Raw genomic sequence first — 26,304 nt, 5'->3', positions numbered from 1 at the left:
GGCATGTGCGGCGCGCAAAGCAAAGAGCAAAAATTGGGTAAAGGTGTCCGGCCCGCCGTTCAACCGTCGAAGGCGTTCTGCAGCCAGTTCAACTGATCGGCGTTGCTGTCGATGGCAACTACGTCGAAGCGGCAGGGGTGATCGGCCCAGCGAGATTCGCGTTGCAGAAAATACTGTGCGGCGAAAATCAGCTTCTGGCGCTTGCGCGAGTCGATGCTGTCGAGGGCGCCACCCCATTGGGTATTTTTTCTGTAGCGGACTTCGACAAATACTACTGTATCGCCATCAAGCATGACCAGATCAAGCTCGCCGCGTTGACACAGCCAGTTCTGCGCTACCAGGCGCAGACCCTGTTGCTGGAGGTGCGCGAGGGCCATGCCCTCGGCATCCCGTCCGCTCTGCTGGCGCGATCGCTCAGGCATCAGCGCTGAGTGTCCGGCAGGCGCTGCACCTGTCCGTTGACGAACTCGGCCCAAGGCAATTGCCGCTGGACGCGCTGGGATTGCGATACGGCCAGGCTGCCTGACAAGCCTTCGATACGGCTGTCCGGCAAAGTCTTGAGCTGACCCAGGCGAGGGGCCAGGCGGTAGGCGTCCGCGCCCATCGCGTACAACCGGCCCAGACTGCCGCCGGCCTGAGGCCACTGGGCGCTGACCTGCTGGCGCAGCGGGTCGTTGGCATCGAGCAGCCAAGGGGTTTCGCAGAAGCGAATCCCGTTCATGTCGTTGTACTGGTTCTGGTCGCCGCTGGCGCTGAACACCGAAGAAGTCGCATAGACCGGTACGTCGCCGGCGTACTGGAAGTTCAGGGTCGGCTTGATCTGCTGGGCCTGTTGCGGAGTCGAGGCCAGGAAGATGAATTCGATGTCCTGGCGACGGGACGGCTGGGCCGCAACCGTGGTGCCTACGGTGTTCTGCAGGCTCTTGGCGCGAGCCTCGCTCTGGCGCAGTTGGAACATGTCGGCGATCTGCTGCGCCAGTTGCACCGGCTGGTCGACACGCTCGATGGCGATGATCGTGCCACCGTTGGCCTGCCAATCCTGGCTGAAGGCTTTCAGGACACGATCACCCCATTCGCCCTTTGGCACCATGACGGCTGCGCGATGCAGGCCATCGGCACGTGCGCGACGAGCGACTTCGCGGGCTTCGTCCTCGGGTGCCAGGCCGAACTGGAAGAGTTGGGGTGGGCCTTGTTCACCTTCGCTGTAGTTCAGCGCCAGGGTGGTAATCGGCAATTGCGGGCGCGTGCTGATCTGCTTGACCAGCGGTTTTTCCAGCGGCCCGACCACCAACTGCACGCCATCGGCCTGGGCCTTGCGGTAGAAGTCGTCCATGGAGGTCAGGCTGGAGCTGTCGTAGAACTGGATGCTTGGCGGCTTCTGCCCGGCCTGTTGAGCCTGGTAGTGCGCGGCAATGAAGCCTTCGCGCAGGGCCTTGGCAACCGAGGCCAGCTGGCCGTTCTGAGGCAGCAGCAGGGCGATCTTGCTCAGTGGCTGGCTTGCCAGCTCCTTGAGCTTGACCAGGGGCGTCGGCAGTTGGATCGCAGCCGGGTGCTTGGGGTTCTGTTCGCGCCAGCTGTCGATGGCGGCCTGCTGCTGTTCCAGGGTGCCGGCGGTTTTCACTGCGCGGGCCAGGCTCAGCCAGCCGCCGAGATCGTCGGTGGTGGTCGGTTGCAGTTGGTCGGTAGGCAGGGAAGCGATCAGGGACCAGATCGCTTCATGGTTCTTCGCTGCCGCTTCTTTTTCGAGCAGCGGCGCAATGAAGATTCGCTCCTTGGCAGCCGCCAGCGTCTGGCCATCGGCCTCCAGGGCGCGGGCACGGACGGTTCCGGTGCGGACCTGCTGCTCCACCGGCATCTCGCTCAAGTGTTGCAGGCTTGGGTGGCTCAGGGCGGTCAGGGCCGCCTTGGGCTGATTGCGCGTCATGGCCAGTTCCGCCGACAGCGTGTTGGCAAAGATCTGTTGGCCGGGCTTGAGCTGCTCCATCGGCACCTGTTGCAGGATCTGTGCGGACTGGCCGGCATTGCCCTGGCGGTAGGCCAGGTCGGCGGCGCTCAGGCGCAGCAGGGCGGCTTTTTCCGGTGTTTTGCTTTGGGCGGCCTGTTCGAGCAGTTGCTCGATACTGGCATCCGGGGTCCGTGGAAGCTCGCCAAGACTGGACGAGGGCGAGCTGGCGCAGGCCGCCAGGAGGGCAGCGAGGCAGAGAGCGGAAAACAGCCGCAGACAAGCGATCATGTAAATGTTCCTGATACGAGATCAAATTAGCGTCGAATTGTACCCAAGCACCGGCCGGGGTGCGATGTCAGTGGCGTGAATCGATCGATTTAGGTATTTCAAATGTTGCGGTGCAGCACAAAAGGCCGGCATGCAACGCCGCGCTACAAACAGCCGCGATGTCCGCTACGCGCTACAATGGCGGTTTTCACCGATCATGAGGTATGCGCTTTGACTGCTCCAGGTGCTTTGAATTCCGCCGCCGGCTCGCTTTATGTGGTGGCGACGCCCATCGGCAACCTGGACGATATCAGCGCCCGGGCGTTGAAGATTCTTCGGGAGGTTGCCTTGATTGCCGCCGAAGACACCCGTCATTCCCAGCGCTTGCTGCAGCATTTCGGTATCTCCACTGCGCTGGCGGCCTGCCACGAACATAACGAGCGGGACGAGGGTAGCCGGTTTATCACTCGCCTGCTGGCGGGCGAAAACGTCGCGCTGATTTCCGATGCGGGTACGCCGCTGATTTCCGATCCGGGCTACCATTTGGTGCGCCAGGCCCGGGCGGCCGGTATCGACGTGGTGCCTGTGCCGGGGGCTTGCGCCCTGATCGCAGCGTTGTCCGCGGCCGGCTTGCCGTCGGACCGTTTCATCTTCGAAGGTTTCCTGCCGGCCAAGGCGGTGGGGCGCCGGGCACGCCTGGAGGCTATAAAGGAGGAGCCTCGCACATTGATCTTCTATGAGGCGCCGCATCGCATCCTGGAATGCCTGCAGGACATGGAGCAGGTGTTCGGTCCGGAGCGTCCGGCACTGCTGGCCCGCGAGTTGACCAAGACCTTCGAAACCCTCAAGGGCTTGCCGTTGGCGCAGTTGCGTGCCTTCGTCGAGAGCGACAGCAACCAGCAGCGCGGCGAGTGTGTCGTGTTGGTGGCAGGCTGGGCGGCGCCGGAAAATGACGAGGCTGTCAGCAGCGAAGCGATGCGCATCCTGGACCTGCTGCTCGAAGAAATGCCACTCAAGCGCGCCGCCGCGCTTGCAGCGCAGATCACCGGCGAGCGCAAGAATGTGTTGTATCAGGTCGCGCTGGACAAACAGAAGGCCCGGTAAAACCGGACAGATGAAGTGGCCAAAGGCTTTTAGCGCTTGTTCTTCGGGCGCTCTGCCGTTAACCTTCGCGGCGGAGAGTCGATCGGACAGTCGCTGCCTTCCATGAAAATTGGAAGGGGGAGGAAAGTCCGGGCTCCATAGGGCGAAGTGCCAGGTAATGCCTGGGAGGCGCGAGCCTACGGAAAGTGCCACAGAAAATAACCGCCTAAGCGCTTCGGCGCCGGTAAGGGTGAAAAGGTGCGGTAAGAGCGCACCGCACGGCTGGCAACAGTTCGTGGCTAGGTAAACCCCACTTGGAGCAAGACCAAATAGGGTCCCAAGGCGTGGCCCGCGCTGGGACCGGGTAGGTTGCTAAAGATGTCCAGTGATGGCCATCGTAGACGAATGACTGTTCAAGACAGAACCCGGCTTACAGATCGACTCTCCACCTTATTCCCTCCTTGCCAAATCGCTGGCAGCAGCAATTCCTAAGACCAAAAAAATCTTACTCTTAACAAATCACTTTAACTTGTGAGCGCAGCTTCCTGTGTTCATTTGAGTTGTGTTGAAAAATCCTACGCCAGATTCCCGTTGGTCCCCAAAAAACGCTCCTAAATCTCCGATCTATAAGGCTTTTCCTTCAATACGCGCCTTGACGGTGCGGTGGGCGCATTCCTATAGTGTGCGCAAGTGGAGGAAAGTGGCATGAAGTGGGTTTTTTGAGCGTAAAACGCTAAATTTTGGAGAAACGCTGACGTGTTTCGCGGAGCTAACGCCATCAGTCTCGATGCTAAGGGTCGTCTCGCTATGCCGAGCCGGTATCGTGACGAGCTCGTTTCGCGTAGTTCCGGTCAATTAATCGTCACGATCGATGCCGTTGATCCATGTCTGTGCGTTTACCCGCTCGATGAATGGGAAATCATCGAAACCAAACTGCGCGCGCTGCCTTCGCTCCGAGAAGAAAACCGTCGTCTGCAACGTCTGCTGATCGGTAATGCCGTTGACCTGGAGCTCGACGGCAGTGGCCGTTTTCTGGTTCCGCCACGCCTGCGCGAGTACGCGAAGCTGGACAAGCGCGCGATGCTGGTGGGCCAACTGAACAAGTTCCAGCTGTGGGACGAAGATGCCTGGAATGCGGTTTCCGCCGCGGACCTGGCTGCTATTCAACAACCGGGCGCCATGCCCGATGAACTGCGTGATCTGATCCTGTGACTATTGATAGCGGCTTCAAACACATCACCGTACTGCTTGACGAGGCCGTCGAGGCACTCGCCGTACGTCCTGATGGCTGCTATCTGGACGGCACGTTCGGGCGCGGCGGGCACAGCCGGCTCATCCTCAGCCAGCTCGGTCCGGACGGTCGGCTGCTGGGGTTCGACAAGGATCCTCAAGCGATTGCCACCGGGCAAGCGCTGGCGGCCGAAGACGGCCGCTTTGTCGTTGTGCAGCGCAGCTTTGCAGAGTTGGGTTCTGAAGTCGCCGAGCGTGGCCTGGCCGGCAAGGTCAGCGGTGTCCTGCTCGACCTGGGCGTGTCTTCGCCGCAACTGGACGACCCTGAACGTGGGTTCAGTTTTCTCAACGATGGCCCGCTGGATATGCGCATGGACCCTTCCCGTGGCATCAGCGCGGCCGAGTTCGTCAACACCGCCCCGGTGGAAGAAATTGCCCGTGTATTCAAGGAATACGGCGAAGAGCGTTTCTCCGGACGCATGGCGCGCGCCGTGGTCGAGCGTCGTGACGTCAAGCCATTCGAGCGCACCGGCGATCTGGCCGAGGTGCTGAAAGTCGCCAACCCGGCATGGGAAAAGGGCAAGAACCCTGCGACCCGTGCGTTCCAGGGGTTGCGCATCCACGTCAATAACGAACTGGGCGATCTCGAAGCCGGCCTCGAAGCAGCGCTCGACGCGCTGGAGATCGGCGGCCGCCTGGTGGTGATCAGCTTCCATTCCCTGGAAGACCGTATCGTCAAGCTGTTCATGCGCAAGCTGACCAAGGGGGAAGCCGATAACCTGCCGCGCAACCTGCCGGTGCGGTTCGAAGCCTTCGTGCCGAAGATCAAGGTCCACGGCAAGGCACAGTTCGCTTCCGAGGCTGAACTCAAGGCCAATCCACGTGCCCGTAGCGCGGTCATGCGTGTCGCGGAGAAGTTGCGGTGAGCCGGCTCTTCGCCAAGCCCCTGCCAGGCGGCAGCCTCTTCATGCTGTTGCTGTTTATCGGCGTGCTCGTGTCGGCCATCGCCGTGTCTTACAGCGCCCACTGGAACCGGCAGTTGCTCAATACCCTTTATAACGAGCTGAGCGTGCGCGACAAGGCGCAGGCCGAATGGGGCCGGCTGATCCTGGAGCAGAGCACCTGGACGGCCCACAGTCGTATCGAAGTGCTGGCCACCGAACAACTGAAAATGCGTATCCCGGGCGCTGCCGAAGTGCAGATGGTGGCGCCATGATGAAGCTCGAAGGGGCGCTGTTCCCGTGGCGGTTCCGTCTGGTCCTGGGGTTGCTCGGGATCATGGTGGCTGCCATCTCGTGGCGCATCATCGACCTGCAGGTCGTTGACCGTGACTTCCTCAAGGGGCAAGGCGACGCCCGCAGTGTGCGTCATATTCCGATTCCGGCTCACCGTGGCCTGATCACCGACCGCAACGGCGAACCCCTGGCCGTGAGTACACCGGTGACCACTTTGTGGGCCAACGCCAAGGAAATGCAGTTGGCCAAGGACAAGTGGCCCGCCCTGGCGGCCGCCCTCGGACAGGATCCCAAGGCTTTGGCCGAGCGCCTCGAAGCCCAGGCCAATAAGGAATTCATCTATCTGGTTCGCGGCCTGACCCCGGAACAGGGCCAGAGCGTGCTCGACCTGAAGGTACCCGGTGTCTATGGCATCGAGGAATTCCGGCGTTTCTATCCGGCGGGTGAGGTCACGGCCCACATGGTCGGGTTTACCGACATTGACGATCGAGGCAGGGAAGGCGTCGAACTGGCCTACGACGAATGGCTCGCCGGGGTCGCCGGCAAGCGACAAGTCATCAAGGATCGGCGCGGCAGGCTGATCAAGGATGTCCAGGTCACCAAAAACGCCAAGGCCGGAAAGCCCTTGGCGTTGTCCATTGATCTGCGCCTGCAGTACCTGGCCAACCGCGAGTTGCGCAATGCTATCGTCGAGAACGGTGCGAAGGCCGGCAGCCTGGTGATCATGGACGTGAAGACTGGCGAAATCCTCGCCATGGTCAACCAGCCGACCTACAACCCGAACAACCGTCGCAATCTGCAACCGGCGATGATGCGTAACCGTGCAATGATCGATGTGTTCGAGCCCGGTTCCACCATGAAGGCTGTGTCCATGGCCGCCGCCCTGGAGACCGGGCGCTGGAAGCCGAGCGACACGGTCGAGGTGTATCCGGGGACTTTGCAGATCGGCAAATACACCATTCGTGACGTCTCCAAGACCGAAGGGCCGGTGCTCGACCTGACCGGTATTCTGATCAATTCCAGTAACGTCGGCATGAGCAAGATCGCCTTCGACATCGGCGGCGAAACGATCTATCGACTGGCCCAGAAGATCGGCCTCGGCCAGGACACCGGCCTGGGCTTCCCGGGCGAACGGGTTGGCAATCTGCCGAACTACAGGGAATGGCGCAAGGCTGAGACGGCCACGCTGTCCTACGGCTACGGTGTTTCCGTGACGGCGATCCAGCTGGTTCACGCGTTTTCGGCGTTGGCGAACAACGGTCGTATTGCACCGCTGACCCTGATCAAAACCGACAAACCGCCGCAGACTACCCAAGTGATCCCGGAGAATGTCGCCAAGACCATGCAGGGCATGCTGCAGCAGGTGATCGAGGCCCCGCGTGGGGTTTATCGCGCCCAGGTGCCGGCCTATCACGTCGCGGGCAAGTCGGGTACGGCCCGCAAGACCTCCGTGGGCACCAAGGGCTACGCCGAGAATTCCTATCGTTCGCTGTTTGCCGGCTTCGGTCCGATGAGCGATCCGCGCTACGCCATCGTGGTGGTCATCGACGAACCGAGCAAGGCCGGCTATTTCGGTGGTCTGGTATCGGCGCCGGTCTTCAGCAAGGTCATGTCCGGCACCCTGCGCCTGATGAACATTACTCCGGATAACCTGCCGCCGACCCAACAGGCGAGTACCGCGCCGGTCGTCCCCTTGAAAGCCGATGGAGGGCGTGGCTGATGTCCCTGAGCCTGAACAAGATATTCGCCCACGCCGGTCACGATCTGCTGATTCGCGAGCTGGCTCTGGACAGTCGCAATGTGCGCGCCGGGGACCTGTTCCTGGCCGTGCCGGGCGGCCGCTTCGACGGCCGGGCGCACATCGCCGACGCCTTGCAGCGTGGCGCGGCCGCCGTGGCCTATGAGGTGGAAGGCGCAACCGTGCTGCCGATTACCGATGTTCCGCTGATTCCGGTCAAGGGGCTTGCGGCGCAGTTGTCGGACATTGCCGGGCGTTTCTATGGCGAGCCGAGTCGCCACCTGAACCTGATTGGCGTGACCGGCACCAACGGCAAGACCAGCGTCACCCAGCTTGTGGCCCAGGCATTGGACCTGCTGGGCCAGCACTGCGGCATTGTCGGGACGTTGGGCAACGGTTTCCACGGCGCGCTGGAAAGTGGCTCGCACACGACGCCGAATCCGATTGCCGTTCAGGCGACCCTGGCCGATCTGAAGAAGGCCGGTGCCAGGGCCGTTGCAATGGAAGTTTCCTCCCACGGCCTGGACCAGGGGCGCGTGACCGCGCTGGCGTTCGATGTCGCCGTGTTGACCAACCTGTCCCGCGACCACCTGGATTACCACGGCACCATGCAGGCTTATGGCGAAGCCAAGGCCAAGCTGTTTGCCTGGAATAACCTGAAGTGCAGGGTCATCAATCTCGATGACGAATTCGGCCGGCAATTGGCCGCCGATAAGCGTGAGTCCCGGTTGATCACCTACAGCCTGGAAGATGCCAGCGCCTACCTTTATGTACGCCAGGCGCAATTCGATGACGAAGGCGTGCGCGCCACGCTGGTCACTCCCCAGGGCGAGCACCATCTGCGCAGCACCTTGCTGGGCCGCTTCAACCTGAGCAACGTGTTGGCTGCCATCGGCGCCTTGCTCGGCCTGGATTATCCGCTGGATGAAATCCTCAAGGTCCTGCCGAAGCTCGAAGGTCCGGCCGGTCGCATGCAGCGCCTGGGTGGCGGGACTCAACCGCTGGTGGTCGTCGATTACGCCCATACCCCGGATGCCCTGGAAAAAGTCCTGTTGGCCCTTCGGCCCCATGCCAAGGGCAAGCTGCTGTGCCTGTTCGGCTGCGGTGGCGATCGCGATCGCGGCAAGCGTCCGCTCATGGCCGAGGTGGTCGAGCGCCTGGCCGACGGCGTGCTGGTCACCGACGACAACCCGCGCACCGAAGATCCGCTGCGGATTTTCGACGACATCCGTGCCGGTTTCTCCGAAGTGGATAACGTGACGTTCGTGGCCGGTCGCGGCCAGGCGATTGCCCAACTGATTGCCAGCGCATCGGCCGACGATGTCATCGTCCTGGCCGGCAAGGGCCACGAGGACTATCAGGAGATCAACGGCGAACGCCATGCGTTTTCCGACCTGGTGGAAGCCGATCATGCCCTGACCGCGTGGGAGGTGGCTCATGCTTAAGGCCTTGAAACTCAGCGAACTGAGCAACGCCCTGAATGCACGCCTCGTTGCGGCTGACGCCAGTTTCGACGGGGTGAGCATCGACAGCCGGGCCATTTCTGCGGGGCAATTATTCGTCGCCCTGGCCGGGCCGCGTTTCGATGGCCACGATTACCTCAACGAAGTGGCCGCCAAAGGCGCGGTCGCCGCGCTGGTCGAGCGGGAAGTGACCAACAGTACGCTGCCGCAGTTGCTGGTCAATGACTCCCGCCAGGCCCTCGGCCGGCTGGGCGCGTTGAATCGTGCGGCGTTCGACAAGCCGGTCGCCGCGATCACCGGCTCCAGTGGCAAGACCACTGTCAAGGAAATGCTCGCCAGCATCCTGCGCACCCGCGGTCCGGTTCTGGCAACCCGTGGCAACCTGAACAACGACCTCGGCGTGCCGCTGACGTTGTTGGAGCTGGCTGCGGAACACACTGCTGCCGTTATTGAGTTGGGTGCGTCGCGGCTCGGCGAGATCGCCTACACCGTGGGCCTGACCAAGCCGCACGTCGCGGTGCTCAATAACGCCGGTACCGCCCACGTCGGCGAGTTCGGCGGGCCGGAAAAAATCGTCGAGGCCAAGGGCGAGATCATCGAGGGGCTGGGTGCCGATGGCACCGCCGTGCTGAATCTCGACGACAAGGCATTCGATATCTGGAAGGCCCGGGCGGGCGAGCGCAAGGTGTTGACCTTCGCCCTGAGCAATCTCGCCGCGAATTTCTACGCCAGCGACCTGGATCGCGATGCCCGCGGCTGCCCGGCTTTCAACTTGCACAGCCCGGACGGTGCGCAGCGGGTCCAATTGAACCTGCTCGGCACCCATAACGTCGCCAATGCCCTGGCCGCGGCGGCTGCCGCCCACGCTCTGGGCGTGTCGTTGCCGAACATCGTCGCCGGGCTGAACGCGGTGCAACCGGTCAAGGGACGCAGTGTCGCCCAGCTGGCCACCAATGGCATGCGGGTGATCGACGACACGTACAACGCCAACCCGACCTCCATGTGCGCAGCGGTGGATATCCTGGCCGGCTTTTCCGGTCGTACCGTGCTGGTTCTTGGGGACATCGGCGAGCTGGGCGAGTGGGCGCAGCAGGGGCATCACGACGTCGGGGCCTATGCCCGTGGCAAGGTCGACGCGCTGTATGCCGTCGGCCCGATGATGGCTCATGCCGTCGCCGCGTTCGGCGAGCAGGCCCAGCATTTCACCACTCAGGCCGAGCTGATCCAGGCCCTGGGTGCCGAGCAAGACCCGAACACCACTTTATTGATCAAGGGCTCTCGTAGCGCAGCGATGGAAAACATCGTCGCCGCGCTGTGCGGCACCCGTACGGAGAAACATTAATGCTGCTGCTGCTAGCGGAGTACCTGCAACAGTTCCACAAAGGCTTCGCGGTCTTCCAGTACCTGACCCTGCGCGGGATCCTGGGTGTGCTGACCGCGTTGTCGTTGTCGCTGTTCCTGGGCCCGTGGATGATTCGTACCCTGCAGAACCTGCAGATCGGCCAGGCAGTCCGCAATGACGGCCCGCAGTCGCACCTGTCCAAGTCCGGCACTCCGACCATGGGCGGTGCTCTTATCCTGTCTTCCATCGGCATCAGCACCTTGCTCTGGGCCGACCTGGCGAACCGCTACGTCTGGGTCGTGCTGCTGGTGACCCTGCTGTTCGGTGCCATCGGCTGGGTCGACGATTACCGCAAGGTCATCGAGAAGAATTCGCGAGGTCTGCCGAGCCGCTGGAAATACTTCTGGCAGTCGGTGTTCGGCCTGTGTGCGGCGATCTTTCTCTACAAGACCGCTGCTTCGCCGGTAGAAACCACCCTGATCCTGCCAATGCTCAAGGACTACAGCATCCCGTTGGGCGCCGGCTTCATCGTGTTGACCTACCTGGTGATCGTCGGTTCGAGCAACGCCGTCAACCTCACCGACGGCCTCGATGGCCTGGCAATCATGCCGACGGTCATGGTCGGCGGCGCACTGGGGATCTTCTGCTACCTGTCGGGTAACGTGAAGTTCGCCGAGTACCTGCTGATCCCTTACGTGCCGGGCGCGGGTGAGCTGATCGTGTTCTGCGGCGCGCTGATCGGCGCGGGCCTGGGGTTCCTGTGGTTCAACACTTATCCGGCGCAGGTCTTCATGGGCGACGTTGGCGCGCTGGCGCTGGGCGCGGCCCTGGGCACCATCGCGGTCATCGTCCGTCAGGAAATCGTCCTGTTCATCATGGGCGGCGTGTTCGTGATGGAAACCCTGTCAGTCGTCATTCAGGTTGCCTCCTTTAAATTGACCGGCCGCCGCGTATTCCGCATGGCGCCGATCCATCACCACTTTGAACTCAAGGGCTGGCCCGAGCCGCGTGTGATCGTCCGTTTCTGGATCATCACCGTGATTCTGGTGCTGATCGGCCTTGCCACCCTGAAGCTGAGGTAGAACGAGTGTCCCTGATCGCTTCTGACCACTTCCGCATCGTTGTCGGCCTCGGCAAGAGCGGCATGTCCCTGGTTCGCTTCCTGGCGAACCGGGGTGTGTCGTTTGCCGTGGCCGATACGCGGGAAAATCCGCCTGAGCTTGCGACGTTGCGTCGTGACTATCCGCAGGTGGATGTGCGTTGTGGCGAGCTGGACGTTGAGTTCCTGTGCCGCGCCGACGAGCTTTACGTCAGCCCTGGCCTGGCCCTGGCGACCCCGGCCCTGCAAGCTGCGGCCGCTCGTGGTGTGAAACTCTCCGGCGATATCGAGTTGTTCGCGCGCAACGCCAAGGCGCCGATCATCGCCATCAGCGGTTCCAATGCGAAAAGCACCGTCACCACCCTGGTGGGCGAGATGGCCGCGGCCGCGGGTAAGCGGGTCGCCGTCGGTGGCAACCTGGGGACTCCGGCACTGGACCTGCTCAGCGACGACGTCGAGCTGTACGTGATGGAGCTGTCCAGCTTCCAGCTTGAAACCACCGATCATCTGGGCGCCGAAGTGGCGACCGTGCTCAACATCAGCGAAGACCACATGGACCGCTACAGCGGCCTGCCGGCTTATCACCTGGCCAAGCACCGGATCTTCCGGGGCGCCCGGCAGGTGGTGTTCAACCGTCAGGATGCCCTGACCCGGCCGTTGCTGAGCGAAGGCCTGCCATGCTGGTCCTTCGGCTTGGGCGTACCGGATTTCAAGGGCTTCGGGTTGCGGGAAGAGAACGGCGAGAAATACCTGGCCTTCGAATTCCAGAACCTGATGCCCGTGCGTGAGTTGAAGATCCGCGGCGCCCATAACCAGGCCAATGCCCTGGCGGCCCTGGCCCTGGGGCATGCAGTCGGCCTGCCGTTCGACGCCATGCTCTCGGCCCTGCGTACTTTCGCCGGTCTTGAGCACCGCTGCCAGTGGGTGCGCGACCTTGATGGCGTGGCCTGGTACAACGATTCCAAGGCCACCAATGTCGGCGCCGCGCTGGCCGCCATCGAAGGGCTTGGCGCAGACATTACGGGCAAGTTGGTGCTGATCGCCGGTGGCGACGGCAAGGGCGCCGACTTCAAGGACCTGCGTGGTCCGGTGGCGGCCAACTGCCGCGCCGTGGTGCTGATGGGCCGTGACCGCGAACTGATCGCCCAGGCGCTCGGCGATGCCGTGCCGCTGGTGCGCGTGGCTTCGCTGGACGAAGCCGTGCAGCAATGTCGCGCCCTGGCTCAGCCGGGCGATGCCGTCCTGTTGTCGCCGGCCTGTGCCAGCTTCGACATGTTCAAGAACTACGAAGAGCGCGGGCAGCTGTTCGCCCGGGCGGCGGAGGACTTGGCATGAGCCTCATGAATATCATCAAGCCGTACCCGTCGCCGTTGATCACCGGGCGTGGCATCGACCTGGATTTCCCGATGCTTGCCGGTTGCCTGGCGCTGCTGGGCCTGGGCCTGGTGATGATCACCTCCGCGTCGTCGGAAGTGGCGGCCGTGCAGTCGGGCAACACCCTTTATCACATGATCCGACACCTGATTTACCTGGTGATCGGTCTGGGCGCGTGCGTTGTCACCATGATGATACCGATCGCCACCTGGCAACGCCTGGGCTGGATGATGCTGCTCGGTGCCTTCGGCCTGTTGGTCATGGTGCTGGTGCCGGGTATCGGTCGCGAAGTGAACGGCTCGATGCGCTGGATCGGCTTCAGCTTTTTCAACGTGCAACCTTCGGAAATCGCCAAGGTTTTCGTGGTGATCTTCCTGGCTGGCTACCTGGTGCGGCGCCAGAAGGAAGTGCGCGAGAGCTGGATGGGCTTCTTCAAGCCGTTCATCGTCCTGCTGCCCATGGCGGGCCTGTTGCTGATGGAGCCGGACTTCGGCGCCACGGTGGTGATGATGGGCGCGGCGGCGGCCATGCTGTTCCTGGGCGGCGTCGGGCTGTTCCGCTTCATCCTGATGGTGGCCCTGGCCGTGGCGGCCGTGACCGTGCTGGTGCAGGCGCAACCGTATCGGATGGCGCGTCTGATCACCTTCACCGACCCGTGGGCCGACCAGTTCGGTTCCGGTTATCAACTGACCCAGGCACTGATCGCGTTCGGGCGTGGCGAATGGCTGGGTGTCGGCCTGGGCAACAGCGTGCAGAAGCAGTTCTACCTGCCGGAAGCCCACACCGACTTCGTGTTCTCGGTCCTGGCCGAAGAGCTTGGCGTTGTTGGGTCGTTGTGCACCGTGGCCCTGTTTGTCTTCGTCTGCGTGCGCGGCATGTACATCGGTTTGTGGGCGGAGAAGGCCAAGCAATTCTTCGCTGCCTACGTGGCGTATGGCCTGTCGTTCCTGTGGATCGGCCAGTTCCTGATCAACATCGGCGTGAACGTCGGCCTGCTGCCGACCAAGGGCCTGACGTTGCCGTTCCTCAGTTACGGCGGCAGCTCCCTGGTGATTTGCTGTGCCTGCCTCGGTTTGTTGCTGCGCATCGAATGGGAGAGTCGAACCCACCTGGGCAGCGAAGAGATGGAGTTCCACGAGAGCGACTTTGCCGAGGAGTCGATCCATGGGCGCTAACGTGCTGATCATGGCAGGTGGCACCGGCGGGCATGTGTTCCCGGCGCTGGCCTGTGCCCGGGAATTCCAGGCACGGGGCTACACCGTGCACTGGCTGGGCACGCCTCGGGGTATCGAAAACGAACTGGTGCCCGGCGCGGGCCTGGAGCTGCACCGGATCGAGGCCAGCGGCCTGCGGGGTAAAGGCAAGTTGTCGTTGCTCAAGGCGCCAATAATGTTGCTCAAGTCGGTCTGGCAGGCCCGGACAATCATCCGTCGGCTGCGGCCGGTGTGCGTGGTGGGGTTTGGCGGTTATGTGACCGGTCCTGGCGGGGTCGCGGCGAAACTGGCCGGCGTGCCGGTGATCGTTCACGAGCAGAACGCCGTGGCCGGTACCGCCAATCGGTTACTGGTGCCGTTGGCCGCCCGGGTCTGTGAAGCCTTTCCCGACACCTTTACCCTGTCGGGCAGCCGGCGCACCACCGGTAATCCGGTGCGTACCGAGCTGTTTCTCGATACACCGCGCCCGGCCCTGGCCGGACGCAAGGCGCGTTTGCTGGTCCTGGGCGGAAGCCTGGGAGCGGAGCCGTTGAACAAATTGCTGCCCGAAGCCCTGTCGCAGGTCGCTCCCGACCTGCGGCCGGAAGTGTTTCATCAGGCTGGCAAGAACCACGATGAAGTGACCGCCGAGCGCTACCGCGCCGCCGGCGTCGAGGCGCAAGTGCAGCCTTTCATCAAAGACATGGCCCAAGCCTATGGCTGGGCCGACCTGGTGATCTGTCGCGCAGGTGCGCTGACCATCAGTGAACTGGCTGCCGCCGGTCTGCCCTCGATGCTGGTGCCATTGCCCCATGCCATCGACGACCACCAGACCCGCAATGCCGATTATTTGGCCCGCGAAGGCGCTGCCTTCCTGATGCCGCAAAGAACGACGGGCGCCGCGGACCTCGCCGCCCGCCTGACAGAGGTTTTGATGCAGCCGCAACGACTTGAAGACATGGCCCGCGCCGCCCGCCGCCTGGCCAAACCCGATGCTACGGCCCAAGTGGTCGATACCTGCCTGGAGGTGGCCCATGGTTGAGAATCGCAAAGCCATGCCGCAGCCGGAAATGCGCCGTATCCGCCGCATCCACTTCGTCGGTATCGGCGGCGTGGGCATGTGCGGGATCGCTGAAGTGCTGCTGAACCTGGGCTATCAGGTCTCCGGTTCTGACCTGAAGGCGTCTCCAGTCACCGAGCGCCTGGAATCGTTCGGCGCGAAGATCTTCATCGGTCACCGTGCCGAGAACGCTGCCAACGCTGATGTACTGGTGGTTTCCAGCGCCGTGAACACGTCCAACCCGGAAGTCGCTACCGCCCTGGAGCGCCGCATTCCGGTCGTGCCGCGAGCCGAGATGCTGGCCGAGCTGATGCGCTACCGTCACGGCATCGCCGTGGCCGGTACCCATGGCAAGACCACCACTACCAGTCTGATCGCCTCGGTGTTCGCCGCCGGTGGCCTGGACCCGACCTTCGTGATCGGTGGTCGTCTCAATGCGGCGGGCACCAATGCCCAGTTGGGCACCAGTCGCTACCTGATCGCCGAAGCCGACGAAAGCGATGCGAGCTTCCTGCACCTGCAGCCGCTGGTGGCCGTGGTCACCAACATCGACGCCGACCACATGGCGACCTACGACGGTGACTTCAACAAGCTGAAGAAAACCTTCGTCGAGTTCCTGCACAACCTGCCGTTCTACGGTCTGGCGGTGGTGTGCCTGGACGACCCGGTGGTGCGCGAGATCCTGCCACTGATCAAGCGCCCGACGGTGACCTACGGCTTTAGCGAAGAAGCCGACGTGCGCGCCATCAACGTACGCCAGCAGGGCATGCAGACCTTTTTCACCGTGCTGCGCCCCGACCGCGAGCCATTGGATGTGTCGGTGAACATGCCGGGCAATCACAACGTGCTCAACGCGCTGGCGACCATTTGCATCGCCACCGACGAAGGGGTCAGCGACGAAGCCATTGTCCAGGGGCTGTCGGGCTTCCAGGGCGTCGGCCGACGCTTCCAGGTCTATGGCGAACTGCCGGTGGATGGCGGCAACGTGATGCTGGTGGACGACTACGGCCACCATCCAACCGAAGTCGCGGCGGTGATCAAGGCCGTGCGCGGTGGCTGGCCGGAGCGGCGCCTGGTGATGGTCTATCAGCCGCACCGCTACAGCCGCACCCGCGACCTGTACGACGATTTCGTCCAGGTGCTGACCGACGCCAACGTGCTGCTGCTGATGGAAGTCTATCCAGCCGGCGAAGAACCGATTCCCGGTGCCGACAGCCGCCAGTTGTGCCACAGCATCCGTCAACGCGGCCAGCTGGATCCGATCTACATCGAGCGCGGCGTAGACCTGGCGCCGCTGGTCAAGCCGCTGCTGCGCGCCGGTGACATCCTGCTGTGCCAGGGTGCCGGTGACATCGGTGGGCTCGCTCCGAAACTGTTGAAAAGTCCGTTATTCGCCGGGGCCATCGTGGCGCCCAGCGAGGGGAAACTGAAATGACTGCTGCCTACGCCAACCTGGTTTCGACCCTTGACCCGAAAGCCTTCGGCCGTGTCGCCGTGCTGTTCGGCGGCAAGAGTGCCGAGCGCGAGGTTTCCCTCAAGTCCGGCAAAGCCGTACTCGAAGCCCTGCAAAGCGCTGGTGTCGATGCGTTCGGCATCGACGTGGGCGACGACTTCCTGCAACGCCTGCTGAGCGAAAAGATCGACCGCGCGTTCATCATTCTCCACGGCCGCGGCGGTGAAGACGGCAGCATGCAGGGCCTGCTCGAATGCCTGGGCATTCCTTACACCGGCAGCGGCATCCTGGCCTCGGCCCTGGCGATGGACAAGCTGCGCACCAAGCAGGTCTGGCACAGCCTTGGCATTCCGACGCCGCGTCATGCCGTGCTGGCGAGCGAGGCCGATTGTATTTCGGCGGCCACGGAACTGGGCTTCCCTTTGATCGTCAAACCGGCCCATGAAGGTTCAAGTATCGGCATGGCGAAAGTGAATTCGCTGCCTGAGTTGACCGCGGCATGGAAAGACGCCAGTTCCTACGATTCGCAAGTGTTGGTCGAGCAATGGATCACCGGTCCCGAGTTCACCATCGCCATCCTGCGTGACCAGGTGTTGCCCCCGATTGCGCTGGGCACCCCGCACACGTTCTACGACTACGACGCCAAGTACCTGGCCAACGATACCCAGTATCGGATCCCCTGTGGCCTGGACAGCACCAAGGAAAAAGAACTGATGGACCTCACGGCCAAGGCCTGTGAGGCGTTGGGTATCGCCGGCTGGGCAAGGGCGGACGTGATGCAGGACGCCGACGGGCAGTTCTGGTTCCTGGAGGTCAATACCGCCCCGGGCATGACCGATCACAGCCTGGTGCCGATGGCGGCCCGCGCCGCCGGTCTGGATTTCCAGCAACTGGTGCTGTCGATCCTGGCGGCCAGTGTCGGCTCTCAAGAGCCTAGAGGTTAAGCCATGCAAGGCGCATCGCTTCGTCATCAGCCCTCCGCACCCGGTCGCAAGCCGGTGCCCCGGGGTGCCAGCCGAATGGTGGCCAAGGAGCCGATGTCGGCGCGCCTGCCGAAAGCCAATTTTGGTTTTCTCAAGAGCCTGTTCTGGCCGGTGATGCTGGTGGCAGTGGGGTTCGGTACGTATGAAGGCGCCCAGCGCTTGTTGCCTTATGCGGACCGGCCGATTGCGCGGATCAACGTTCAGGGCGACCTGAGCTACATCAGCCAGCAGGCGGTGCAGCAGCGGATCGCGCCGTTCGTGGCGTCGAGCTTCTTTACCATCGACCTGGCGGGCATGCGCACGGAACTGGAGCAGATGCCCTGGATCGCTCACGCCGAAGTCCGTCGGGTATGGCCCGACCAGGTGTCGATTCGCCTGGAAGAGCAATTGCCGGTGGCCCGTTGGGGCGATGAGTCGCTGCTGAACAACCAGGGCCAGGCGTTTACCCCGCGGGAACTGGCCAACTATGAACATTTGCCACAACTGTTCGGTCCACAGCGGGCCCAGCAGCAAGTGATGCAGCAGTACCAGGTGCTGAGCCAGATGTTGCGGCCATTGGGCTTCTCCATCGCGCGCCTGGAACTGCGCGAGCGCGGCAGCTGGTTCCTGACCACTGGCGCGGGCAGCTCGGGGCCGGGCATCGAGCTGTTGCTCGGTCGCGGCAACCTGGTGGAAAAGATGCGCCGCTTCATCGCCATCTATGACAAGACGCTCAAAGAACAGATTACGAACATCGCGCGCATCGATCTGCGCTACGCCAACGGCCTGGCCGTCGGCTGGCGGGAACCTGTAGCGCCCACGACGGCCGAACCCGCCGTCGCGAAGAATTAAGAAGAGGCAGGACCCATGGCAAACGTGCAAAGCGGAAAAATGATCGTCGGGCTGGATATCGGCACTTCCAAGGTGGTTGCGCTGGTAGGTGAGGTCGCGGACGACGGCACGCTGGTCATCGTCGGGATCGGTACTCACCCGTCCCGTGGCTTGAAGAAAGGCGTGGTGGTGAACATCGAGTCCACCGTGCAATCGATCCAGCGCGCCATCGAAGAAGCGCAATTGATGGCCGGTTGCCGGATCCACTCGGCGTTCGTCGGCGTGGCGGGCAATCACATCCGCAGTCTGAACTCCCATGGCATCGTGGCGATCCGTGATCGCGAAGTCAGCTCCGCCGACCTCGAGCGCGTGCTCGACGCGGCCCAGGCCGTGGCGATCCCGGCCGACCAGCGCGTGCTGCACACCCTGCCGCAGGATTATGTGATTGATAACCAGGAAGGCGTGCGCGAGCCCCTGGGCATGTCCGGTGTGCGCCTGGAAGCCAAGGTCCACGTGGTGACCTGCGCCGTGAACGCTGCGCAGAACATCGAGAAATGCGTGCGCCGCTGCGGCCTGGAAATCGACGACATCATCCTCGAGCAACTGGCCTCGGCCTACTCGGTGCTGACCGACGACGAGAAAGAACTGGGCGTATGCCTGGTGGACATCGGCGGCGGCACCACCGACATCGCGATCTTCACCGAGGGCGCCATCCGCCACACGGCGGTGATCCCGATTGCCGGCGACCAGGTGACCAACGACATCGCCATGGCGTTGCGCACCCCGACCCAGTACGCCGAGGAAATCAAGATTCGCTACGCCTGCGCCCTGGCGAAACTGGCCGGTGCCGGTGAAACCATCAAGGTGCCGAGCGTTGGCGACCGTCCGCCGCGTGAGCTGTCGCGCCAGGCCCTGGCCGAAGTGGTCGAGCCGCGTTACGACGAGTTGTTCACCTTGATCCAGGCCGAGCTGCGTCGCAGCGGCTACGAAGACCTGATCCCGGCCGGCATCGTGCTGACCGGCGGTACGTCGAAGATGGAAGGCGCGGTCGAGCTGGCCGAAGAAATATTCCACATGCCGGTGCGCCTGGGCGTGCCCCATGGCATTAAGGGCCTGGACGACGTGGTCCGCAACCCGATTTATTCCACCGGCGTGGGCCTGTTGATGTACGGCTTGCAGAAACAGTCCGACGGGATCTCGTTTTCGGGGATAGGCAGCCGCGACAGCTACAGCAGCGACGAGCCGAAGGCTCCGCTGTTCGAGCGGCTCCAGGCATGGGTCAAAGGCAATTTCTGATCAGATTCAAAGCTTCAGGCATCGGGTTTCAGGCCTGGTGCCGGAAGGCGGCAACAAACGCAGTAGGCGAAAAAAACTAGAGAATGTAAGGAGAGGGAAAATGTTCGAACTCGTAGACAACATCCCCGCTAGCCCGGTTATCAAGGTGATCGGTGTCGGCGGTGGCGGCGGCAACGCTGTCAACCACATGGTCAAGAGCAACATCGAAGGCGTCGAGTTCATTTGCGCCAACACCGATGCTCAGGCGCTGAAAAACATCGGCGCGCGGACCATCCTTCAACTGGGTACCGGCGTGACCAAGGGCCTGGGTGCCGGCGCGAATCCCGAGGTTGGCCGTCAGGCTGCCCTGGAAGACCGCGAGCGCATCGCTGAAGTCCTGGCCGGCACCAACATGGTGTTCATCACCACCGGCATGGGCGGCGGTACCGGTACCGGTGCAGCGCCGATCATTGCCGAAGTGGCCAAGGAAATGGGCATCCTCACCGTTGCGGTGGTGACCCGTCCGTTCCCGTTCGAAGGCCGCAAGCGCATGCAGATCGCCGATGAGGGCATCCGCGCGCTGAGCGACAGCGTCGACTCGTTGATCACCATCCCCAACGAGAAGCTGCTGACCATCCTTGGTAAGGACGCCAGCCTGCTGTCGGCTTTCGCCAAGGCCGATGACGTACTGGCCGGTGCCGTTCGCGGTATCTCCGACATCATCAAGCGTCCGGGCATGATCAACGTCGACTTCGCCGACGTACGCACCGTGATGTCCGAAATGGGCATGGCGATGATGGGTACTGGCTGCGCCAGCGGTCCGAACCGTGCGCGTGAAGCCACCGAAGCGGCCATCCGCAACCCGTTGCTCGAAGACGTCAACCTGCAAGGTGCTCGTGGCATCCTGGTCAACATCACCGCCGGTCCGGACCTGTCCCTGGGCGAGTACTCCGACGTGGGTAGCATCATCGAAGCGTTCGCCTCCGACCACGCAATGGTCAAGGTCGGCACCGTGATCGATCCGGACATGCGCGACGAGCTGCACGTGACCGTGGTTGCCACCGGTCTGGGCGCGAAGATCGAGAAGCCGATGAAGGTGATCGACAACACCGTTCAAACCACCATGGCTTCCCAGTCTCAGCAACAAGCCCCCGTTCGTCAGGAACAGCCTGCGGTCAACTACCGTGACCTGGACCGTCCGACCGTCATGCGCAACCAGGCCCAGGCCGGTGCTGCGACTGCCGCGAAGATGAATCCACAAGACGATCTGGATTACCTGGATATCCCGGCCTTCTTGCGTCGTCAGGCCGATTGATGAAATGTATCAGGGGTATTCGGGTGATTGGTGTTCAGCAAAGGTCTGGTCTGCTATCATCGCCAGCCTTTGTTGATACCAGTTCGCAATTTGCGCTGAAGCGGCCCATGCCATGATTAAACAACGCACCCTGAAGAATATTATCCGTGCCACAGGTGTCGGCCTGCACTCCGGCGAGAAGGTCTACCTGACCCTCAAGCCAGCGCCTGTCGACACCGGCATCGTGTTTTGTCGTGCCGACCTCGACCCTGTGGTGCAGATTCCTGCTCGCGCGGAAAATGTTGGTGAAACCACCATGTCGACCACACTGGTCAACGGTGACACCAAAGTGGACACGGTGGAGCATTTGCTCTCGGCCATGGCTGGCCTGGGCATCGATAACGCCTACGTCGAGCTCTCCGCGTCCGAAGTCCCGATCATGGATGGCAGCGCCGGACCCTTCGTATTCCTGATTCAATCGGCTGGCCTGGAAGAGCAGGACGCGGCCAAGAAGTTCATCCGCATCCTGCGGGAAGTGACAGTACAAGATGGCGACAAGCGCGCCACTTTTGTCCCTTTCGACGGTTTCAAGGTGAGCTTCGAGATCGATTTCGATCACCCGGTTTTCCGTGACCGCACCCAAAGTGCAAGCGTGGATTTTTCCAGCACTTCGTTCGTAAAAGAAGTCAGCCGCGCCCGTACCTTTGGATTCATGAGTGACATCGAGTACCTGCGCAAGCACAACCTCGCACTCGGCGGCAGTGTTGAAAACGCGATCGTGGTCGATTCCGATGGCGTGTTGAACGAAGACGGCCTTCGTTATGAAGATGAATTCGTCAAGCACAAGATCCTCGATGCAATCGGCGACCTCTACCTGCTGGGCAATAGCCTGATTGGTGAGTTCAAGGGCTTCAAGTCCGGCCACGCACTGAACAACCAGCTGCTGCGCAAGTTGATTGAGCAGAAAGACGCTTGGGAAGTCGTGACGTTCGAAGATGCCAGCACCGCACCAATCTCTTACATGCGTCCGGTTGCGGCGGTGTAAGTAAAAAACCTCTCTAGTTTTTTGAAGGCTGCCTTTGGGTGGCCTTTTTTTATGGGCCGTTTTTGTGTGTATATCCGTTTCTTAGGTAACAGCGGCTGGCGGTTTCGCCCTTACGGCGACTTACTTTTTTTCAAACGCCAAAAAAAGTAAGCAAAAAAGGCTTCGCCCCACCACTGGGCACCTCGCCACGGCGAGGTGTTCCCTCACTCCGGCATTGCTCCGTGGGCCCGCCGCGAAGGGCCATCCATGGCCCAGCGCGGCTATCCCGGCATCCATGCCGGGATGCCCACTACGCAATGCCTGCGTTCGGCCCTTGTGGTTAACGGGGCGCCCAAGATCAAAAGCCAAAGCCAAAGCGAAGCGGCCTTAGAGCCGACCTGTTTCCCGGTCGTAACCACAATTCAACTGTGGGAGCGGGCTTGCTCGCGAAGAGGCCGTGCCAGTCGCCATAGGTATTGCTGACCCACCGCCTTCGCGAGCAAGCCCGCTCCCACAGTTGGGTCTGTGCCGAACACAAATTCTGAGTACACCTGCGATCCCCTGTGGGAGCGAGCCTGCTCGCGATGGCGTCAGGTCAGTAGCATTGATACTGGCTGACCCACTGCAATCGCGAGCAAGCTTTGCTCCCACAGGGATCTGGGGAACATCACATTGCACAAACTACCCGATTACGCCCACTTGCCTTGGCCTGGTACAGCGCTTTGTCCGCAGCGTGCAGCAGTTGTTGGACTTCGCCATAGGGCCCCTGTGCCCAGGTCGCGATGCCAATGCTGACAGTCATCGGCGTGTCACCGGCTATGGTGGCTGGCAGTTGCTCCACCGCTTCGCGAATATGTTGGGCCATGGCGAATGCACCGGCGGTAGTCGTCTCAGGAAGCACCACCGAGAACTCCTCACCCCCGTAGCGAGCCGCCAGGTCGGCGGGGCGGCGGACGTGTTGGTTGATGACCTCGGCCAAGGCTCGCAAGGCCGCGTCACCGCGTGGGTGGCCATAGCGGTCGTTGAATGCCTTGAAATGGTCTGCATCGACCATCAATACCGACAGCGGTTGGCCCGAACGCTGGGCCCGCAACCATTCCTGTCGCAGGGTTTCATCCAGGGCACGGCGGTTTGCCAGGCCGGTCAGTGCGTCAACGGATGCCAAGTGAGCCAATTCTCGCTCGGCGCGGTGGCGGCGCCTCAATTCGCGGCGCAGCAACCAGGTCAGCCAGAGCAAACCGATGCACAGCGCGCCGGTGGCGCCGCTGACCAATAGTGCAGTGCGTTGCCATGACGCGAATACTTCCTGGGCAGAAAGTGCCACCACGACGATCAATGGCAGGTCGCCTACCTGGGAGAATGTATACAGGCGTTGCGTCTGGTCGATGCTGGACACACTGGTGAAACTTCCGTTGCCTTCACGCAGGATGCGGATGAAATTGGGCCGGTTACTGAAGTCCTTGCCAATCATGTCTTCGGCCAGGGCGGGCTCCTGTGCCAACAGGATGCCGTCGCGACTGACCAGGTTGACCGTACCGCCATGGCCGATGTTCAAGCTTTTGAATAGCTGGCTAAAGTAGTTCAAGCGCATCGCGGCCTCGGCCACGCCCATGAACTCACCTTGCTCATCATTGATCCGATAACTGAAACTGATGCGCCAGTCGTGGGCGGCACTTCTGGAGCGGAACGGGCGGCTGATCATCATGCCCAGGTTCGGGTTCTGAAGATGGGATTGGAAATACTCCCGGTCGGCGTAGTTGCCTTTGCGCGGTTCGACCGAGGCGGAATCGGCAATCACATCGCCCTGCTTGTCGAGCAGCAGGATATCGCCCTTGTAAGGCGCAGCGGTGGCGCGGTCGAACAGAGCCAGGTGGCGGACCGTCGGCGACACGTCTTTCAGGTCGTCGCGTTTAGCCGTGGCGATCAAGCCTTGCAGCGACAGGTCATAAAGCTCGACGTTACGCAGCACGTCGGCATCGATCAGTTGCACGATATTGGTTGCTGCACGCGTGGCTGCCTGTTGGGCGCTGGCGTGTTCGCGGATCAGCAGGAAGGTGACGATGCTGAGGATGGCGAGGACGACCAATGAGCTGGCCAGTACGAGTACCCTTTCTGAACGTCTCGAAGGCAGGGTGTTGCCGGGTGTCGCACTGCTAGCGCTCATGGTTCCAATGTCTGCATGGTCATGTGGCAGGGATCCTTCCCAATGGATTGCACGGGCAATGAACCAGATGCTGGCCTTTTGCTGATTGTGCTTGGATCGGTGTAAGCGGGCAATCGGTGTTCGTGTAATAGCCCATGGGAATTGGCGGAGCCAGGTCGGCGATTCTGATTGAGTTGGCTTTCGCCCAGCATTCAAGGGCGCAAAAGGCATCCTTCGAACGCAACCGGGGCCTTTGAGAGAGTGTCAGGCCGGCAGGCGAATGCCGAACGTATTGGCGCCGTGGTCACTGCGCACGAACACGTCCCCGCCATGCATCAACGCGATCGCCTTGACGATGGCCAGCCCCAACCCATGGTTCGCGCCGCTGTTGCTGCGGGAGGCGTCGACCCGATAGAAACGTTCGAACAGGCGCGGCAGATGTTCGCCGGCAATCGGTTCGCCAGGGTTGGTGACGGCGAGGGTGATCTGCTCGCCGAGGGCTTCGATGCGCACATCGATCACCTGCCCCGGGGCGGTGTGCTGCACGGCATTGCTCAACAGGTTGATCAGCGCCCGGCGCAGATGGGCAATTTCGATATTGGCCTGGGCGTCGCCGCTGACCCGGACCTGGACATGGGCGTCTTCAAGAATGAAGTCCAGGTAATCGAGGGTAGTGGCCACTTCGTCGGCCAGGGAGGCGTTGGTCAGCTTGGTGGCCTTGCTGCCCTGGTCGGCGCTGGCCAGGAACAACATGTCATTGATGATCGAGCGCAGGCGTTCCAGTTCTTCGAGGTTCGATTGCAACACTTCGAAGTAATGCTCGGCCGAACGCCCACGGGTCAGCGCCACCTGGGTCTGGCCAATCAAGTTGGTCAGAGGCGAGCGCAGTTCATGGGCGACATCGGCGTTGAATGACTCCAGTCGCGAATAGGCCTGTTCTACCCGGTCGAGGGTGGTGTTGAAAGAACTGACGAACTGGTTGAGCTCCGGCGGCAGCGGCGACAGCTGCAAGCGCCCGGACAGGCGTGGAGGGGCCAGGCGCCGGGCCTCCTCGGACAGCTTGATCAGCGGCTTGAGGCCGATCCGCGCCACCCAATAGCCCAGCGCCGAGGCCAGCAACACGCCGACAATCGCCAGGCTCACCAGTGCCACCAGCAAACGGTGCTGGGTCTGGTAGAACGTCTCGGTGTCGATGCCGATCATGAAGCGTAGTGGCGGTCGCTGCTCCTTGGCCGGGAACTGGCTCACCAGCACCTTCATCGGATAGTGCCGGTCGGGCAACTGCAGGTTGTGCTTGCCCGGTGGTCCGTTAGTAACGGCCCGTACCTGTGGATCGGGATTGCCATATTCGAAGCGGGGGTCGCCACTGGTGATCCAGAAGTGAATGCGCTTGTCCTCTTCCGCCAGCAATCGCAACTTGTTATTGATCTTCACCCAGTGCTCGGGTGTACCGTAACGGCCGATGGTGGATTCGAGCACGCTGTAGCGCGCATCGAGCTCGGCTTCGGGCAGCAGGCCCAGGCCTTTTTCGACCTGTTGATACAACGCGCCGCCGATCAGCAGAAACACCAGGGCCGCCACCAGCGTGAACAGGCCACTGAGCCGCAGCGCGATGCTGTTACTCACCGCGATTTTCCAGGACATAACCCATCCCGCGAATGGTGTGCAGCAATTTCTGTTCGAACGGCCCGTCGAGCTTGGCGCGCAAGCGCTTGATCGCCACTTCCACCACGTTGGCGTCGCTGTCGAAATTGATGTCCCAGACCATCTCCGCAATGGCGGTTTTCGAAAGGATTTCTCCCTGGCGGCGGGCCAATACGCTGAGCAGGGAAAACTCCTTGGCGGTCAGGTCCAGGCGCTGGCCCGCGCGGGTGGCCTTGCGACTGATCAGGTCGATCCACAGGTCGGCGATGCTCACTTGCACCGGTTCATGGCCGCCGCTGCGGCGGGTCAGCGCTTGCAGGCGCGCCACCAGTTCGAGAAAGGAAAACGGTTTGCCCAGGTAATCGTCGGCGCCGTCGCGCAAGCCCTTGATGCGATCCTCGACCCGTTCGCGGGCGGTGAGCATGATCACCGGTGTCTGCTTGCGGGCACGCAGGGCTCGCAGCACGCCGAACCCGTCCAGGCCCGGTAGCATCACGTCGAGCACGATCACCGCGTACTCGTTTTCCAGGGCCAGGTGCAGGCCCTCGACGCCGTCAGGCGCCACGTCCACGGTGTAACCCTGTTCCGTCAGACCGCGATGCAGGTAGTCGGCGGTTTTCTCTTCGTCTTCGATGATCAGAACGCGCAT

22 protein-coding genes and 1 other RNA gene are annotated in these 26,304 nt (G+C 62.2%); 18 read left to right on the top strand and 5 right to left on the bottom strand.

Features of this window, described 5'->3' with window-relative positions; translation table 11 throughout:
* Positions 1 to 59: 59 nt before the first annotated feature.
* Both EGM97_RS21525 and EGM97_RS21520 read right to left on the bottom strand, forming a co-directional pair.
* Positions 60 to 422 (bottom strand): YraN family protein, encoded by a 363-nt coding sequence (locus EGM97_RS21525; protein ID WP_238962640.1) that lies wholly within the window; start codon positions 420 to 422, stop codon positions 60 to 62.
* A complete protein-coding gene (locus EGM97_RS21520; RefSeq protein WP_238962639.1) occupies positions 422 to 2,233 on the bottom strand; it encodes a penicillin-binding protein activator in 1,812 nt (603 codons plus the stop codon). The genes EGM97_RS21525 and EGM97_RS21520 overlap by 1 nt, the downstream gene beginning before the upstream one ends.
* Positions 2,234 to 2,410: 177 nt before the next feature.
* On the opposite strand from EGM97_RS21520, the gene rsmI reads away from it, so the two are divergent.
* The 18 genes from rsmI to lpxC all read left to right on the top strand — a co-directional run bounded on the left by rsmI (position 2,411) and on the right by lpxC (position 21,889).
* Positions 2,411 to 3,316, top strand: coding sequence for a 16S rRNA (cytidine(1402)-2'-O)-methyltransferase (gene rsmI / locus EGM97_RS21515; protein WP_082339616.1), 906 nt, complete (start codon positions 2,411 to 2,413; stop codon positions 3,314 to 3,316).
* Positions 3,317 to 3,390: 74 nt separating this feature from the next.
* Positions 3,391 to 3,744, top strand: an RNA gene (gene rnpB / locus EGM97_RS21510) — RNase P RNA component class A.
* Between the two features lie 307 nt (positions 3,745 to 4,051).
* Complete coding sequence (gene mraZ, locus EGM97_RS21505) at positions 4,052 to 4,507, top strand: division/cell wall cluster transcriptional repressor MraZ (RefSeq protein ID WP_003205355.1); 456 nt, start codon at positions 4,052 to 4,054, stop codon at positions 4,505 to 4,507.
* Positions 4,504 to 5,451, top strand: coding sequence for a 16S rRNA (cytosine(1402)-N(4))-methyltransferase RsmH (rsmH, locus tag EGM97_RS21500; RefSeq protein ID WP_477788847.1), 948 nt, complete (start codon positions 4,504 to 4,506; stop codon positions 5,449 to 5,451). Before mraZ ends, rsmH begins: the two co-directional genes overlap by 4 nt.
* Positions 5,448 to 5,741 carry a cell division protein FtsL gene (gene ftsL / locus EGM97_RS21495; protein ID WP_238962638.1) on the top strand — a complete coding sequence of 98 codons (294 nt, stop codon included), beginning with the start codon at positions 5,448 to 5,450 and terminating at the stop codon, positions 5,739 to 5,741. The genes rsmH and ftsL overlap by 4 nt, the downstream gene beginning before the upstream one ends.
* Positions 5,741 to 7,480: a peptidoglycan D,D-transpeptidase FtsI family protein gene (locus EGM97_RS21490; protein WP_172679573.1), complete on the top strand. Its 1,740-nt coding sequence runs from the start codon at positions 5,741 to 5,743 to the stop codon at positions 7,478 to 7,480. Before ftsL ends, EGM97_RS21490 begins: the two co-directional genes overlap by 1 nt.
* On the top strand, positions 7,480 to 8,943 hold the full coding sequence (locus tag EGM97_RS21485) for a UDP-N-acetylmuramoyl-L-alanyl-D-glutamate--2,6-diaminopimelate ligase (RefSeq protein WP_238962637.1): 1,464 nt from the start codon (positions 7,480 to 7,482) through the stop codon (positions 8,941 to 8,943). Before EGM97_RS21490 ends, EGM97_RS21485 begins: the two co-directional genes overlap by 1 nt.
* Positions 8,936 to 10,303: a UDP-N-acetylmuramoyl-tripeptide--D-alanyl-D-alanine ligase gene (locus EGM97_RS21480; RefSeq protein WP_238962636.1), complete on the top strand. Its 1,368-nt coding sequence runs from the start codon at positions 8,936 to 8,938 to the stop codon at positions 10,301 to 10,303. The genes EGM97_RS21485 and EGM97_RS21480 overlap by 8 nt, the downstream gene beginning before the upstream one ends.
* A complete protein-coding gene (mraY, locus tag EGM97_RS21475; RefSeq protein ID WP_053146432.1) occupies positions 10,303 to 11,385 on the top strand; it encodes a phospho-N-acetylmuramoyl-pentapeptide-transferase in 1,083 nt (360 codons plus the stop codon). Before EGM97_RS21480 ends, mraY begins: the two co-directional genes overlap by 1 nt.
* Before the next feature lie 5 nt (positions 11,386 to 11,390).
* Entirely contained in the window at positions 11,391 to 12,737 is a 1,347-nt protein-coding gene (gene murD, locus EGM97_RS21470) for a UDP-N-acetylmuramoyl-L-alanine--D-glutamate ligase (protein WP_238962635.1), read from the top strand.
* Positions 12,734 to 13,951 (top strand): putative lipid II flippase FtsW, encoded by a 1,218-nt coding sequence (ftsW, locus tag EGM97_RS21465; RefSeq protein ID WP_238962634.1) that lies wholly within the window; start codon positions 12,734 to 12,736, stop codon positions 13,949 to 13,951. Before murD ends, ftsW begins: the two co-directional genes overlap by 4 nt.
* Positions 13,941 to 15,011 (top strand): undecaprenyldiphospho-muramoylpentapeptide beta-N-acetylglucosaminyltransferase, encoded by a 1,071-nt coding sequence (gene murG, locus EGM97_RS21460; protein WP_238962633.1) that lies wholly within the window; start codon positions 13,941 to 13,943, stop codon positions 15,009 to 15,011. The genes ftsW and murG overlap by 11 nt, the downstream gene beginning before the upstream one ends.
* Positions 15,004 to 16,464: a UDP-N-acetylmuramate--L-alanine ligase gene (gene murC / locus EGM97_RS21455; protein ID WP_238962632.1), complete on the top strand. Its 1,461-nt coding sequence runs from the start codon at positions 15,004 to 15,006 to the stop codon at positions 16,462 to 16,464. Before murG ends, murC begins: the two co-directional genes overlap by 8 nt.
* Positions 16,461 to 17,426, top strand: coding sequence for a D-alanine--D-alanine ligase (locus EGM97_RS21450; RefSeq protein ID WP_053149742.1), 966 nt, complete (start codon positions 16,461 to 16,463; stop codon positions 17,424 to 17,426). The genes murC and EGM97_RS21450 overlap by 4 nt, the downstream gene beginning before the upstream one ends.
* Before the next feature lie 3 nt (positions 17,427 to 17,429).
* The gene (locus EGM97_RS21445; RefSeq protein ID WP_053149740.1) at positions 17,430 to 18,296 is read left to right on the top strand and encodes a cell division protein FtsQ/DivIB; all 867 of its coding nucleotides are present in this window, start codon (positions 17,430 to 17,432) and stop codon (positions 18,294 to 18,296) included.
* 15 nt (positions 18,297 to 18,311) lie between these two features.
* A complete protein-coding gene (gene ftsA / locus EGM97_RS21440) occupies positions 18,312 to 19,571 on the top strand; it encodes a cell division protein FtsA (RefSeq protein ID WP_053149737.1) in 1,260 nt (419 codons plus the stop codon).
* Positions 19,572 to 19,671: 100 nt separating this feature from the next.
* On the top strand, positions 19,672 to 20,865 hold the full coding sequence (ftsZ, locus tag EGM97_RS21435) for a cell division protein FtsZ (RefSeq protein WP_238962631.1): 1,194 nt from the start codon (positions 19,672 to 19,674) through the stop codon (positions 20,863 to 20,865).
* A gap of 112 nt (positions 20,866 to 20,977) precedes the next feature.
* Positions 20,978 to 21,889 carry a UDP-3-O-acyl-N-acetylglucosamine deacetylase gene (gene lpxC, locus EGM97_RS21430; RefSeq protein WP_053149734.1) on the top strand — a complete coding sequence of 304 codons (912 nt, stop codon included), beginning with the start codon at positions 20,978 to 20,980 and terminating at the stop codon, positions 21,887 to 21,889.
* A 646-nt stretch (positions 21,890 to 22,535) separates the two neighbouring features.
* Here the strand turns inward: lpxC and EGM97_RS21425 are convergent.
* From EGM97_RS21425 to EGM97_RS21415, 3 genes are all read right to left on the bottom strand, one after another.
* On the bottom strand, positions 22,536 to 24,032 hold the full coding sequence (locus EGM97_RS21425) for a sensor domain-containing diguanylate cyclase (protein ID WP_238962630.1): 1,497 nt from the start codon (positions 24,030 to 24,032) through the stop codon (positions 22,536 to 22,538).
* Between the two features lie 243 nt (positions 24,033 to 24,275).
* The gene (locus EGM97_RS21420) at positions 24,276 to 25,655 is read right to left on the bottom strand and encodes a heavy metal sensor histidine kinase (protein WP_238962629.1); all 1,380 of its coding nucleotides are present in this window, start codon (positions 25,653 to 25,655) and stop codon (positions 24,276 to 24,278) included.
* Positions 25,630 to 26,304 carry a heavy metal response regulator transcription factor gene (locus EGM97_RS21415; protein ID WP_238962628.1) on the bottom strand — a complete coding sequence of 225 codons (675 nt, stop codon included), beginning with the start codon at positions 26,302 to 26,304 and terminating at the stop codon, positions 25,630 to 25,632. Before EGM97_RS21415 ends, EGM97_RS21420 begins: the two co-directional genes overlap by 26 nt.

This window comes from Pseudomonas sp. AF32 (genome assembly GCF_022342325.2).
Classification (GTDB): Bacteria; Pseudomonadota; Gammaproteobacteria; order Pseudomonadales; family Pseudomonadaceae; genus Aquipseudomonas; species Aquipseudomonas uvaldensis.
The sequence above is the reverse complement of the archived record's forward strand: the minus strand, read 5'-3'. Positions and strand labels throughout refer to the sequence as shown.

Bases quoted from the DNA above. Each gene is read 5' to 3' on its own strand.
- EGM97_RS21525 (WP_238962640.1), bottom strand. From the start codon at position 422: ATGCCTGAGCGATCGCGCCAGCAGAGCGGACGGGATGCCGAGGGCATG.
- EGM97_RS21520 (WP_238962639.1), bottom strand. From the start codon at position 2,233: ATGATCGCTTGTCTGCGGCTGTTTTCCGCTCTCTGCCTCGCTGCCCTC.
- rsmI (WP_082339616.1), top strand. From the start codon at position 2,411: ATGGCGGTTTTCACCGATCATGAGGTATGCGCTTTGACTGCTCCAGGT.
- EGM97_RS21490 (WP_172679573.1), top strand. From the start codon at position 5,741: ATGAAGCTCGAAGGGGCGCTGTTCCCGTGGCGGTTCCGTCTGGTCCTG.
- EGM97_RS21485 (WP_238962637.1), top strand. From the start codon at position 7,480: ATGTCCCTGAGCCTGAACAAGATATTCGCCCACGCCGGTCACGATCTG.
- EGM97_RS21480 (WP_238962636.1), top strand. From the start codon at position 8,936: ATGCTTAAGGCCTTGAAACTCAGCGAACTGAGCAACGCCCTGAATGCA.
- mraY (WP_053146432.1), top strand. From the start codon at position 10,303: ATGCTGCTGCTGCTAGCGGAGTACCTGCAACAGTTCCACAAAGGCTTC.
- ftsW (WP_238962634.1), top strand. From the start codon at position 12,734: ATGAGCCTCATGAATATCATCAAGCCGTACCCGTCGCCGTTGATCACC.
- murG (WP_238962633.1), top strand. From the start codon at position 13,941: ATGGGCGCTAACGTGCTGATCATGGCAGGTGGCACCGGCGGGCATGTG.
- murC (WP_238962632.1), top strand. From the start codon at position 15,004: ATGGTTGAGAATCGCAAAGCCATGCCGCAGCCGGAAATGCGCCGTATC.
- EGM97_RS21450 (WP_053149742.1), top strand. From the start codon at position 16,461: ATGACTGCTGCCTACGCCAACCTGGTTTCGACCCTTGACCCGAAAGCC.
- EGM97_RS21445 (WP_053149740.1), top strand. From the start codon at position 17,430: ATGCAAGGCGCATCGCTTCGTCATCAGCCCTCCGCACCCGGTCGCAAG.
- ftsA (WP_053149737.1), top strand. From the start codon at position 18,312: ATGGCAAACGTGCAAAGCGGAAAAATGATCGTCGGGCTGGATATCGGC.
- ftsZ (WP_238962631.1), top strand. From the start codon at position 19,672: ATGTTCGAACTCGTAGACAACATCCCCGCTAGCCCGGTTATCAAGGTG.
- lpxC (WP_053149734.1), top strand. From the start codon at position 20,978: ATGATTAAACAACGCACCCTGAAGAATATTATCCGTGCCACAGGTGTC.
- EGM97_RS21425 (WP_238962630.1), bottom strand. From the start codon at position 24,032: ATGAGCGCTAGCAGTGCGACACCCGGCAACACCCTGCCTTCGAGACGT.
- EGM97_RS21420 (WP_238962629.1), bottom strand. From the start codon at position 25,655: ATGTCCTGGAAAATCGCGGTGAGTAACAGCATCGCGCTGCGGCTCAGT.
- EGM97_RS21415 (WP_238962628.1), bottom strand. From the start codon at position 26,304: ATGCGCGTTCTGATCATCGAAGACGAAGAGAAAACCGCCGACTACCTG.